This is a genomic window from Kineosporia sp. R_H_3 (assembly GCF_002198675.1).
Taxonomy (GTDB): Bacteria; Actinomycetota; Actinomycetes; order Actinomycetales; family Kineosporiaceae; genus R-H-3.
The window spans coordinates 14,416-27,031 of sequence record NZ_MWLL01000199.1; the positions used below are offsets into that span (position 1 = coordinate 14,416).

General features: G+C 74.5%; 6 protein-coding genes. 2 read left to right on the forward strand and 4 right to left on the reverse strand.

What is annotated here, in order from left to right:
• Positions 1 to 9: 9 nt before the first annotated feature.
• A complete protein-coding gene (locus ECOMGDLI_RS24690; protein ID WP_088319508.1) occupies positions 10 to 2,343 on the reverse strand; it encodes a heavy metal translocating P-type ATPase in 2,334 nt (777 codons plus the stop codon).
• 490 nt (positions 2,344 to 2,833) lie between these two features.
• On the opposite strand from ECOMGDLI_RS24690, the gene ECOMGDLI_RS24700 reads away from it, so the two are divergent.
• Complete coding sequence (locus tag ECOMGDLI_RS24700; RefSeq protein WP_088319510.1) at positions 2,834 to 3,907, forward strand: nitroreductase; 1,074 nt, start codon at positions 2,834 to 2,836, stop codon at positions 3,905 to 3,907.
• Between the two features lie 24 nt (positions 3,908 to 3,931).
• Here ECOMGDLI_RS24700 and ECOMGDLI_RS24705 read toward each other — a convergent pair whose 3' ends face one another.
• The 3 genes from ECOMGDLI_RS24705 to ECOMGDLI_RS24715 all read right to left on the reverse strand — a co-directional run bounded on the left by ECOMGDLI_RS24705 (position 3,932) and on the right by ECOMGDLI_RS24715 (position 11,220).
• The gene (locus ECOMGDLI_RS24705) at positions 3,932 to 4,774 is read right to left on the reverse strand and encodes a carbonic anhydrase (RefSeq protein WP_088319511.1); all 843 of its coding nucleotides are present in this window, start codon (positions 4,772 to 4,774) and stop codon (positions 3,932 to 3,934) included.
• Between the two features lie 186 nt (positions 4,775 to 4,960).
• Entirely contained in the window at positions 4,961 to 7,591 is a 2,631-nt protein-coding gene (locus tag ECOMGDLI_RS36995) for a S8 family serine peptidase (protein ID WP_369812788.1), read from the reverse strand.
• A gap of 602 nt (positions 7,592 to 8,193) precedes the next feature.
• Positions 8,194 to 11,220, reverse strand: a complete 3,027-nt coding sequence (locus tag ECOMGDLI_RS24715) for a S8 family serine peptidase (RefSeq protein ID WP_088319513.1) — start codon at positions 11,218 to 11,220, stop codon at positions 8,194 to 8,196.
• A 240-nt stretch (positions 11,221 to 11,460) separates the two neighbouring features.
• Here ECOMGDLI_RS24715 and ECOMGDLI_RS24720 point away from each other — a divergent pair, with 240 nt between their 5' ends.
• On the forward strand, positions 11,461 to 12,579 hold the full coding sequence (locus tag ECOMGDLI_RS24720; RefSeq protein WP_088319514.1) for a transaldolase family protein: 1,119 nt from the start codon (positions 11,461 to 11,463) through the stop codon (positions 12,577 to 12,579).
• Positions 12,580 to 12,616: the final 37 nt, after the last annotated feature.

Sequence of the window (12,616 nt, forward strand, 5' to 3'; positions counted from 1 at the left end):
GTTAATATGTCATTGCACAGGGATGAGGCTGAACATCCCTTCCTCCTCCTGGACGTCGTGGAGCCTCAGCACCGCGTAGAGCCCGTAGAGCAGCCGCTGCACCTCGACCGGGTCGGGCGCCTCGCCCGGTTCGAGCATCCGGCGCAGCCGCCACACCTGGTGCGAGATCTCGGCGTGGGTCCGGCTCATCGCGCCGATCGGGTCGTCGCCCCCGAGGACCCGGGCGACGACCGGGTAGAGCCGCTCCTCCTCGCCGAGCTCGTGCGGCAGCAGCTCGGTCTCGAGCCGGCGCAGCAGCGCCTGGACCTCGTCGAGCCGGTCGGCGCCGCCCGGCGCGACCCGGTCGGCGACCGTGCGGACCTCCTCGACGATCCCGCGGACGGCGTCGTGCTCGGCGTGGAAGCCGGTCATGAGCTCGACGTCCGCAGCCGTGAGCCGGGCCGCGCCGCGACGTCGGGCGGGCAGCACGGCACGCAGCGCGACGCCGATCGCCAGGACGTCGACGACCTCCTGGAGCAGCGCCCCCGCGGTCGGTGCGAGCAGCCCGGCGGCGGCGAGGCCCATGGCGACGAGCGACAGGCCCATCCCGACGCCGACCGCCTGGAACGCGATCCGGCGCGCGCGGCGGGCGATCCCGACGGCCTCGGCGAGGCGGTCGACCCGGTCGACGGTGAGGACGACGTCCGCGGTCTCGCTGCTCGCGGTGGCCCCGCGGGCGGCGAGCGCGACCCCGACCCCGGCGGCGGCGAGCGCCGGTGCGTCGTTGACGCCGTCGCCGACCATGACGGTGAGGCCGTGCCGGCCCTCCTCGCGGACGACGTCGAGCTTGCCCTGCGGGTCGGTCTCGGCGTGGACGGCGTCGACGCCGACGACCCGCCCGACGGACTGCGCGACGTCCTCCCGGTCGCCGGTGACGAGGACCACCCGTTCGAACCCCGCGCGGCGCAGCGCCCGGATGGTCCGCGGGGCGTCGGGCCGCATCGGGTCCTCGAGCAGGAGCGCGCCGGCGGGCACGCCGGCGACCCCGACGAGGACGGCGGTCGTGCCGTCTAGCGCGGACCTGCGCCGCACCCTGCGGGCCCAGGCCGGCTCGTCCGGCGATCCCGGCGCACCGACGACCCACGACGCCTTCCCGACCCGGACCCGCAGCCCGTCGACGTCGCCCTCGATCCCGCTGCCGTGCCGTTCCGCGACGTCGGACGGGAGCGCGAGGGCCAGCCCCCGGCCGCGTCCGGCGCTCACGACGGCGTCGGCGAGCACGTGCGGCGACACCTGGTCCAGGCTCGCTGCCAGCCGCAGGAGCGTCGCGGCGTCCGGTGCGTCGGGCGTCGGCGGGTCCGCGAGGACGACGTCGCGCACGGTCGGGCGGCCGCGCGTCAGCGTCCCGGTCTTGTCGAGCAGGAGGACCCGTCCGGCGGCGAGCCGCTCCAGCGCACCGCCGCCCTTGACGACGACCCCGCGCCGGGCCGCCTGCGAGAGCCCGGAGATGACGGCGATCGGGGCGGCGAGCAGCAGCGGGCAGGGGGTTGCGACGACGAGCACCGCGACGGCGCGCACGGGGTCGCCCGACAGGGCCCAGGCCGCGCCGGCGAGCGCGAGCGTCAGGGGGACGAACGCGACCGCCACCCGGTCCGCGGCGCGGACGAACGGTGCGCTCGACGCCTGCGCCTGCTCGACGAGGCGGACGATCCGCGCGTACGTCGAGTCGGCGGCCGCGGTCGACGCGACGAGCTCGAACGGCGAGGCGGCGTTCACGGCGCCGCTGCGGACCTCGTCGCCCGCCACGTGGTCGACCTGGAGCGACTCGCCGGTGAGCGCGGACTCGTCGAGCGTCGCCACGGACACGGTGTGCCCGTCGACCGGGACGACCTCGCCCGGCCCGACGAGCAGGACGTCACCCCGGACGACCTCCCCGACCGGTACCTCGACGAAGGTGACGCCGCGGTCGGGGTCGCCCCCGGCGGGGTCGCCGCCGGTGCGTCGGCGCGCCGTCCGGGGCGCGCGGGCCACGAGCAGGCTCAGCTCGCGACGGGCCCGGGCCTGGGCGCGCTGCTCGAGCAGCCGGCCGGAGGCGAGCATCCACGCGATGACGGCGCCGGCCAGCGGCTCGTCGACGGCGAGCGACCCGACGAGCGCGAGGACCGCGATGACGTCGACCCCGGGCTCGCGGCGGCGCAACGACCCGGCGACCCACGCCGTGGCGGCGACGAGGCCGACCGCTGCGCCGGCGACCCACAGCGGGCGGGCGAGGAAGCCGGCGGCGACCGCTGCGGAGGTGACGGCGAAGAGCACCGGCTCGACGGGCGGCACCCTCCGGCGGGGGTGCGGCGCGCGGGTGTCCATGCTCCAAAGCCTGCGCCCCGAGGGCTCCCGCGCCGGGGACGTAGGTCGCCCGGCCGCGCTGTGAGACCGCCCACGACGGGCCCTGGGTCCCGGGTGACCGGCTGCCCGCTGACCGATGCTTCTTGTGGTCGCCTGCATCGGCGCGGGGGCCACCCGCAGACGCGGGACGCCCGGGGACGCACCGGGCGACGACCGCGGGACCGACCGCGGACACGAGATCTCCGAGGGTGATAGAGCCATGACAGCGACGACGAAGACCTGCGAGGAGCAGCTCTGCTCGGTGTGCCACTGCACCGGCGAGGGCTGCGACGGGACCGTCTGCCACGGTCTCGACGCCGACTGATCACCCGCCCACCGCGGACGCACGCCAGGGCCGCCGGACGCCGAGTGCGACCGGCGGCCCTCCGCTGTCCCGGTGCGGCCGTCATGAGCACCAGGTCCCGCCCGCTTCATGATCCGTTGCGGGACAATGGGAGCGGAGGCGAGTTCCATGACATCGACCGTCCAGCTCGGCCTGCCGGACCTGCTCGCGCTCGTCGAACGCGCGAACCTGGCGCCCTCCCCGCGCAACGTCCAACCGTGGCGCTGGACCGTCCGTGACGGCGGCGCCGAGCTCGAGCTCACGTGCGACGACGGCCGTGTGCTGCACGTGAGCGACCCCGGCGGCCGCGAGGCGGTCATGGCCTGCGGCGCCGCCCTGCTGACGTTCCGGGTCGCCGCGGCGCACGGGCGTCTCGGGGTGGACGTCGAACCGCTGCCGGACCCGGCGCGCCCCGACGTGCTCGCGCGGGTCCGCCTCGCCGACCTCCCCGTCGACGCCGAGTTCGCCGTCCTCGACGCGGCCGTCCCGGTGCGCCGCACCTGGCACGGCCCGATGCGCGCCGAGCCGGTGCCCGGGCCGCTGCGCGACCGGCTGGCCGCCGAGGCCCACGCCGAGGGGGCCCGCCTCGTCGAGATCCCGGCCGGGGCCCGGGACGCCGTCGCGCGGCTCGTCGCCGGCGCGGACGCCGAGCGCGGCCTCGACGGGCGCTGGCGGGCCGAGCAGGCCCGCTGGGTGCGCCCGCGGTGGCGCCGGGACGGCGTCCCCGCGTCCGTCGCGACCGTCGTCCCGACCCGGCTGGCGGTCCGCTACCTCGACCTCGGCGGGTACGTCGGCGCGCAGGACGCCGCGCTCGTCCGGGCGGCGCCGATGCTCGCCGTCCTCGCGACCCCGGGGGAGGACCGTGCGAGCTGGCTGGCCGCGGGGCAGGCCCTGCAGCGGGTGCTCCTCGTCGCCGCCGAGCACGGGCTCACCACGGGCTTCGCGAACAGCGTCTGCGAGGACCCGGCGCGGCGGACGGCGCTCGCGGCGATGCTCGGCGACGGGCTGCACCCGCAGGCGGTGCTGCGGCTGGGCCGGCGCCCCGGTGCGGCCGGTCGGCGCTCGCGCGCCGTGGCGGCCGACGCCGCCGCCCGGCTCACCCGCCGTGCGACCCGGCGGCGCAGGCCCGTCGCGGACAGCGTCGACGTCGTCGGCGAGATCCCGGCCCGGGCTCCCGGCGGGGACGACGACACGCTCGGCTGAGCTCGACGCGCCCGGCCGGGTGGGTCAGAGGAAGTCGACCTCGCCGGTCTCGACGTCGTAGACGGCCCCGAGGATCTTCAGCTCGCGCTTCTTCTCCGCGGCCATGAGGATCTTGGACTTCTCGAGCTGCTTGACGACCCGGTCGACGTTGAACTCGACGACGGCCGCGGCGAGGTCGCCGGACTCGATCCCGGCCTCCTCCGCCTCGCGGACCGCGGGCGTGATCGCAGCGACGAGCGCGTCGATCGAGGTGCCCGTCGGGCCCTTCTTCTTCTCGAGGTGCTCGACGGTCGCGCCGACCGCACCGCACTTCGTGTGCCCGAGCACGACGAGCAGCGGGATGCCGATCTCTTCGACGCCGAACTGGAGCGAGCCGAGCACGGCGTCGTCGACGACCTGGCCGGCGCTGCGGACGACGAAGAGGTCGCCGAGGCCCTGGTCGAAGACGAGCTCCGGGGGCACCCGGGAGTCGGCGCACGACAGGACGGCGCAGAACGGCTTCTGCCCCTCGCCGAGCTTCTTGCGCCGGGTCAGGGTCTGGTCCGGGTGGGCGGGCGTGCCGTGCACGTAGCGCTCGTTGCCGCTGGCCAGCCGTTCCTTGCCCTCCTTGTGGGTGACCTCCTTGGAGTCCACCCGCTCGGGCACGACGACCTCGTCACCCCCGCCGCACGCGGCGAGGACGCCGCCGAGCAGGCCGAGGCCCGCGAGCGACAGGACGTGCCGGCGGTCGATGGCGGGGTCGGGCAGCGGCACGGGGGCGACGCCGGGCAGCAGCGCCGCCTCGTGCGACGGTGCACCCGCGCCCTCGGGGGCGCCCTCGGGCAGCAGCCCCTCGGGTCGCTCGTCCCCGGAGTCTTGCGTGTGCATCCCTGTCCCCTCGCGGCCGGATCCGTCTACGCAGAGTTGTCGGACCGGCGGCCGGGAGGCTTGAGCCCGTGGCCCTTTCGTGACCTCCGCCGTGACGGGCGTCTCGCACGGCGACGGCCCGCCGTCCGGTCGGGGTGACCGGACGGCGGGCCGTCGGGGGAGCAGTGGTGCGGTGGTGCGGTGCTGCTACGCGAGCGCCCTGTACGTGACCGTCACCTTGGCCGTCTGGACGTCCCAGTCGGTGAGCGGGCCGTACGCGTCGTTCGGCACGAAGACGACGAGGTCGACGACCTTGCCCGGCGCGTGCCCGGGGCCGGTGATCGTGCCGAGCGTGAGGGTCTGCGTCGTCGCGACGGTGACCTTCTTCGACGGGTAGGTCAGGTCGTACTCGTCGATCTGCGTGCCGTAGATCCCGGCGATCACCTCGGCGGGCTGCGAGTGCGACCGGCCGGACGTCGTCACCTTGAACGAGGTGTACGACACCGCACCCGGGACCGTGAGGTGGTACCAGGCGGCCGCGATCTGCGGGTTCGTCCTCGGGCAGTTGTTCTTCAGCCACAGGCCGGAGGCGTAGGTGCTGCCCGTGCGCGTCGACGTGACGCACGCGGCGCCGTTGCCGATCGCGTAGGCCGAGAAGCCCGACTTCGAGACGACCTTCGTGAAGGTCGTGAGCTTCTTCCGGGAGACGGTGACGGTGTCTGTCGCGGCGACGGACTTCTGTCCGGACGTATCGGTCACGACGAGGGAGACGCTGTACGTGCCCGCCGCGACGAGGGCCCCCGCAGTGTTCTTGCCGTCCCAGGTCAGCCTGCCCTCGGTCACGGCGCCGCTGACGAGGCTGTTGCTGGCAGTGAGCGTCCGGACCTTCGTGCCGGTGGAGCTCTTCACGGTGAGAGTCGTCTTCGCCGTTCCCGTCGCGTTGTCGTTGACGTCGTAGGTCGCGACCCAGGTGTCCTTGTACGTGTCTGCCACGGGGTAGAAGGTCCGCTTCTTCGCCGAGGTGACGAGGACGGTCGGGACGACCTTGTCGATGCGGGCCGGCACGGTCACGAGTCCCTTGAGCCCGGCGCCGTCGGTGGTCTCCAGCCGCAGGGTGTACGAGCTGGTGGCGGAGAACGTGCCGGCGTCGTTCCTGCCGTCGTAGACGAAGGTGTAGGAGCCTGCCGGCTTCGAGCCCAGCGAGACGGTCCGGACCGTGGTCCCGCCCGAGTTGACGGCCTTGAACACGACGGTCTGCGTCCTGTCGAGGGTGTACGGCAGTGTGAGGGTGTCCTTGACGCCGTCCCCGTTCGGGCTGATCTGTGGGTTCACGACCGTGCCGTGCGTCGGGTGCAGTGACGCGGTCACGACCGTCACCGGGGCTGACTTGACGCCGTCGCAGCGGACCCCGAGAGGGTCGCACAGGCCAACTTGAACGGTGTGGCTGCCATCACTGAGCTGTGAAGCGTTGACCTCGAACCAGGTCCTGAAGTTCGAACTGCCGATCCTTCCGACCCGGACCCCGTCGACGAATGCCGCGCCGCTCGCGGGCAGTGCGCCGAAGTCTGCGCCGACCGTGAACGATCCGGAGGCAGTTCCGGATGCCGGGGTGACGACGGCTGCCACAGCCGGGATGTCGATCGTCACGGTGCTCGTCCGACCGGACGACGGGCACACTCCCGCTGCGGTGCAGTCCTTTGCGACGACAGTGTGGCTGCCGTTGGGGAGACCGGCGTAGTCCCAGACGACGGGGCTCCCAGTGCCCACCAGCGTGCCGTCGACGAACCAGTGGAGGAGGGCCTTCGGTGTCCCCACGGTGCCTTGGAGGTTCGTCGTGCCGTCGACCAGCGTTGTCCCGTCGAGGCCGACAACAGTCGGTGAACTGGTGGGCACGATCGCCGCCATCGCCTTCGCCACGTCGAGCTGGCCCTTGCCGAGGCCGTAGCTCGGTGTGTAGCCGTGCGCCGTGGAGACGAGCGCGGCCTTGATCTGCGCCGCCGTCGCACCCGGGGCGCGGGCCGCGAGCAGCGCCGCCGCACCGGCGACCATCGGCGCCGAGAACGACGTCCCGTTGCCGTTGTCGTAGTTGGGCTTCGACCAGATCGTCAGGGCCGGGTCGAGCGCGCGCGGCGTCGTGCCGCGGATGTTGATGCCGGGCGCGGCCATCGAGACCCACGTGCCGTGCTCGCTGAACCAGGCCCGGTGGCCCTTGGCGTCCGTCGCGCCGACGGAGAGGACGCCCGCGTACGCGGCGGGGTACATCTTCGGGTTGCCCTCCTGGCCGGAGTTGCCGGCGGAGGCGACGACGAGGGCGCCCTTGCCCTGCGCGTAGGCGACGGCGGACGAGGTCGCGGTGTCCGAGGTGTCGGACCCGAGCGAGATGTTGATGACCTTGGCGCCGAGGTCGGCCGCCTTGCGGATGCCCTCGGCGACGTCGATGTCCGACATGAAGCCGTCGCCGTCGGCGACCTTCACCGCGACGATGCTGCTGTTGAAGCCGACGCCCGCGATCCCCTTGGCGTTGTTCGTCGCCGCGGCGGCGACGCCGGCGACGAAGGTGCCGTGGCCGACGCCGTCGGTGACGTCCGTCGTGTCCGTCACGGTGTCGTACTGGTCGACGACCTTGCCCACGAGGTCCGGGTGCCCGACGTCGACGCCGGTGTCGACGACGGCGATCTTCACGGACGCGTTGCCGCGGCCGTAGTCCCAGCCGGTCGGGGCCGCGATCGAGGTGAGGTAGGTCTTCTGCTGCGTCGCGTAGTCGGTGTCCGTCGGCGTGACCAGCGGGGCGAACAGGTGCGCGCGGGTCGCGGCGGCGACCTCGGGCCGGGCGGCCATGGCGGCGAGGAAGGCGTCGACGTCGGCGTTCGGCACGGTGTACGTGGCAGCACCGGCGCCGGTCGCGACGGACCGCTTCGTCGCGCCGTGACCGCGCGCCGTGGACGACAGCGCCGACGCCCCGACCGCGGAGGACGCCTTGACACCCTTGCGGAACTTCACGGTGACGATCGTGCGGCCGGCCGGGCCGCCCGTGCGCAGCCGCCCGAGCCCGGCGAGCGCGGCGGTCGGCGTGTGCTTGCGGGCCGTTCCCGCGGCGGCGCTGCCGTCAGCGGCAGCAGCCGGCCCGGCGGCCACCGGGGCCGCGGCGGGGNGGGCGGCCACGGCCGCGGCCGACGCGGCGGCGGCAGCACCCGACGTCGCGGCGGGACGGAGCCCGGCCTGCGCGCCGACGGCCGCACCGGCCACGAGCAGCGAGGTCGCACCCACCCCGGCGAGGGCGCGGGTGGTCAGAGGTGTCCAGCGCATGCGGCGAGTCCGTTCCCCGTGTCCCGCGCGGCGCACGCCGGACGTCCTGTGCTCGATCCGAGCGGGCGCAGTCTGCCACAAGAGATCCGGGTCGTGATCACTCTTGGTGCGGTCTTGACCCGGTCGGACGCCGGTCAGCCCAGGTGGTCGTACGCGACGGTGACCTTGACGCTCTGGATGTCCCAGTCTGTCGGGGGTGCGGTCACGTTGGGTACGTAGACGACCACGTCGACCTTCCTGCCCGGCGCGTGCCCCGGGCCGCTGATCGTCCCGAGAGAGACGGTCTGGGTCGCCGTCCCGGACACGCTCTTCAGCGGGGTGACGTCGTACTCGTTCGTCTGGGTGCTGAAGACCCCGGCGCCGAGGGTGGCGGGCGCGGAGTGCGACCGGCCCGTCGTGGTGATCTTGATGGTCTTGTACCGGATCGCCGCGGGCACGCTGAACGAGAACCAGGCGAGGGCGTTCTCGGACGCCGACGTCGCGCAGTTGTTCTTGAGCCAGCGACCCGTCGGGGCGTACGTGGACGTCGCGCTGACGACCGTGGCGCACGTGGCCGTGCCGCCCCAGTCGTAGGCCTTTGACCCGGTGAGCGACTTCGTCATCGTCGCGGCGACGACCTCGAGCCGGGAGACGGTCACCGCGGCGACCGCGCTGGCCTTCCGGTTGCCGCCGAGGTCGGTCACCGTGAAGCGCCACGTGTACTTCCCGGCGGGGACGAGCGCCCCGGAGGTGCTCCTGCCGTCCCACGCGATGCTCACCGTGCCGGTCCGCTGGCCGGCGGAGATCGTGCGGACCGCCGTCCCGGCCGCGTTGCGCACGGTGAGGCTCACGGTCGCCTTCTCGCTCACGGTGACCCGGGGCGTGAAGGTGTCCTTGTACGCGTCGACGACGGGGTAGAACGTGGCCCCGCCCGCCGTGACGCCGGTGAGCTTCGGTGCGGTCCGGTCGACCCGCACCGAGGCCGTCGTCATGCCGCGCAGGGTCGGCTGCGACGGGTCGGCGGTGCTGACCCGGACCTGGTAGGTGCCGCCGGCCGCGAGGGTGCCGTCGGTCCTGCGCCCGTTCCACGTGAAGGCGTGGCTCCCCGCGGCCTGCGTCGCGGCGACGACGACCGAGCGGACGGTCGCACCGGTCCGGTCGACGACGGCGTACTTCACCGTCGAGGCCCGGTCGAGCGTGTAGCGCACGACCGTGGTGTCCTTGCGGCCGTCGCCGTTCGGGCTGAGGACGGGGTTCGTCACGGTGCCGGTCGTCGGGTGCAGGGACGTCGACGTGACGGTGACGGCGGTCGAGCGCGGGCCGGCGCAGCGGCTGCCGGAGGCGTTGCAGACGACGGCCTCGACGGTGTGGCTGCCGTCCGAGAACGGGCTCATCGAGAAGACCGGCGCGAACGGTGCGGTGCCGTCGAACGCGACCTTCGTGCCGTCGACGAGGATCGCGACCCCGCCACCTGCCGGTGCGGTGGCCGCCGCCGTGACGGCACCCGAGACCGCACCGGCCACGGGCCGGGTCAGCGTCGGCCGGGCCTGGCTCAGCGTCACGGTGCGCGTCGTCCCGGTCGCGGCGCACACCCCGGCCGCCGTGCAGTCCCGGGCCTCGACGGTGTGGCTGCCGTTGGCCCAGCCGTTCGGCGTCCACGTGTACGTCGCGCCGGAGGCGACGAGGGCCACCCGGGTGCCGTCGACGTACCAGCCGACCTTGGCCTTGACGATGCCGTTCTTCGCGGTGAACGCCGTCGCGCCGCGGACGGTCGCCCCGGCCGCCGGGGCGGTCACCGTGGGCTTCGTCGAGGGGACGACGAGGGACAGCGACCGGGCGACGTCGAGCTGACCCTTGCCCAGGCCGAGGCCGGCGTACCCGTGGGCGCCCGCGACGAGGGCCTGCCGGACCTGCGCGTACGTCGCGCCGGGGGAGCGGGCCCAGAGCAGGGCCGCCGCACCCGCGACGAGCGGGGACGCGAACGACGTCCCCTCGCCGTCCGAGTAGCTCGCGGCGAACAGGTCGCTCCCGGCGCGCGGCGTCGTGCCCCGGATCGCGATGCCGGGGGCGGCCATCGTCACCCAGTTGCCGTGCTCGGAGAACCACGCGCGGTGGCCCTTGGCGTCCGTCGCGCCGACCGAGACGACGCCCGGGTAGGCGGCCGGGTAGAAGACGGGGTTGCCCTCCTGGCCCGAGTTGCCGGCCGCCGCCACGACGAGGACGCCGGCGTCCTGGGCCCGTTTGACGGCGGCGGCCTCCGACGGCACCGAGACGCCCTCGCGGCCGAGGCTGAGGTTGATGACGTCGGCGCCGTGCGCGACCGCCCAGTCGATCCCGTTGACGATGTAGGAGTCGAGGATCCGGCCCGCGGAGTCCTCGACCTTCACGGCGAGGATCTGGGTGTTCCCGCCGACCCCGGCGATCCCGACCTTGTTGTTCGTCGCGGCGGCCGCGGCGCCGGCGACGAACGTGCCGTGCCCGGTCGTGTCGGTGACGTCCGCCGAGCCGTCGACGGCGTTGTAGGTGCCGGCGATCTTCGTCGAGAGGTCGGGGTGGCCGACGTCGACGCCGGTGTCGACCACCGCGATCCGTACCGCGGACTTGCCGCCGGTGTAGTCCCAGCCGCCCGGGGCGGCGATCTTCGTCAGGTACGCGGCCTGCTGGGTCGCGTACTGCGGGTCGTTCGGCGTGAAGAGCAGCGAGGTCGGCACCGCGGTGCGGACCTCGGCGACGTCCGGTCGCGCCTTCATCGAGGCCACGAACGCGGCGGTCTGCGCGGTCGGCACGTCGTAGGTCATCGCACCGAGAGCGGGTGCGGCGGCCGCCCGGGTCGCCCGGTGGGCGCGCAGCGCCGAGGCGTAGGCCGGCGCGCCGGCCGCAGCGGCCGGGCTGACGCCGGCCCTGAAGCGGACGACGACGACCGAGTCGGTCGGCGCCGGTCGGCCGAGCCGGCCGCGCTCGCGCAGGGCGCGGGAGCCGCGGGCGGTCCCGCCGGACGCCGTGGTCGCGCCGGGGGCTGCCGTGGCTGCCACGGTGGTCGGTGGCTGCGGTGCGGGCGGTGCGGGCGGTGCGGGCGGTACGGCCTGCGCGCCGACGGTGCCGAGCGCGCCGAAGGTCAGGGCGGCGACCGCCGACGCGGCGGCCCCGATCGTCCAGCGCACGCGCGTGGTGGTCCGGCGCATCAGTCGTCCTGTTCCCCCGGGTCCGCCGGCCGACGGACGGTGTTCACGATCATGTGCGGAGCACGCGCGTGAGTCTGCCAGAGCCCGCGACCGGTGGTCCTGCGGACGGCGCACCTCGCGTCCTTCCCGCGCGGGTGCGCGGTGAGGCGGAGCGCCGGTGGTCCCTTGGCGGAACCCGCACTATGTCCTAACATTCCAACAACCGGCCGGAACGCGGGCGGTGCCTCCCGAGGAGCGACGATGACGCAGACCCTGTCCCAGAGCACCGCCGGCACCCCCGGCGCCGCCGACACCGCGGCGTCCCCGCTCCTGCGGATGGCGCGCGAGACGCCGACCTGCCTCTGGAACGACTCCGCGGACCCGAAGGAGCTCTCCGCCGCGCTCGGCTGGGGCGCCGTCGGTGCGACGTGCAACCCGGTCATCGCGCTCGCGGCCATCAAGGCCGACCTCCCGCGCTGGACGGCGCGGATCGCCGAGCTGGCCGCGCAGCGCCCGACCGCGACCGAGGACGAGATCGGCTGGGCCGTCGTCGAGGAGCTCTCCGTCGAGGCCGCCCGGCTGCTCGAGCCCGCGTTCGCGGAGCACGCGGGCCGCAACGGCCGGCTGTCGATCCAGACCGACCCGCGGTTCCACCGCGACACCGCCGCGCTCGTCGAGCAGGCCGTGCACTTCCACGGGCTCGCGCCGAACGTCATCGTCAAGATCCCCGCCACGGCGGCCGGGGTCGCCGCGATCGAGGAGGTCACCTACCGCGGGGTCTCCGTCAACGCGACGGTCTCGTTCACCGTGCCGCAGGCGCTCGCCGTCGCCGAGGCGGTCGAGGCCGGGCTGCGCCGCCGCGACGCCGAGGGCCTCGACACGGCGTCGATGGGTCCGGTGTGCACGATCATGGTCGGCCGCCTCGACGACTGGATGAAGGCCGCGGCGGACGTCCGCGGCGTCGTCCTCGACCCCGGCTACTACGAGTGGGCCGGTGTCGCGGCGTTCAAGCGGGCGTACCGGATCTACGGCGAGCGCGGCTACCGCACCCGGCTGCTCTCGGCGGCCTTCCGCAACCACATGCACTGGTCGGAGCTCGTCGGCGGGGACGTCGTCATCTCCCCGCCGTACGGCTGGCAGGTCCGGCTCAACGCCTCCGGGATCGAGCCGGCGCCGCGGATCGACACCCCGGTCGACGCCGGCGTCGTCGCGGCGCTGCTCGCCGCGCTGCCGGAGTTCCGGGCCGCGTACGAGCCGGACGGCATGACCGTCGAGGAGTTCGACGCCTTCGGCGCGACCCGCAGGACGCTGCGCCAGTTCCTCGCGGCGAACAACGACCTCGAGGCGCTCGTGCGCGACGTGCTCGTGCCCAACCCCTGACCCTTGCCCGACCCCTGACCCGTGCCCGACCCGTGAC

Bases quoted from the DNA above. Each gene is read 5' to 3' on its own strand.
- ECOMGDLI_RS24720 (WP_088319514.1), top strand. From the start codon at position 11,461: ATGACGCAGACCCTGTCCCAGAGCACCGCCGGCACCCCCGGCGCCGCC.
- ECOMGDLI_RS24690 (WP_088319508.1), bottom strand. From the start codon at position 2,343: ATGGACACCCGCGCGCCGCACCCCCGCCGGAGGGTGCCGCCCGTCGAG.
- ECOMGDLI_RS24715 (WP_088319513.1), bottom strand. From the start codon at position 11,220: ATGCGCCGGACCACCACGCGCGTGCGCTGGACGATCGGGGCCGCCGCG.
- ECOMGDLI_RS36995 (WP_369812788.1), bottom strand. From the start codon at position 7,591: ATGGCCGCCCGGCCCGAGGTCGCCGCCGCGACCCGCGCGCACCTGTTC.
- ECOMGDLI_RS24700 (WP_088319510.1), top strand. From the start codon at position 2,834: ATGACATCGACCGTCCAGCTCGGCCTGCCGGACCTGCTCGCGCTCGTC.
- ECOMGDLI_RS24705 (WP_088319511.1), bottom strand. From the start codon at position 4,774: ATGCACACGCAAGACTCCGGGGACGAGCGACCCGAGGGGCTGCTGCCC.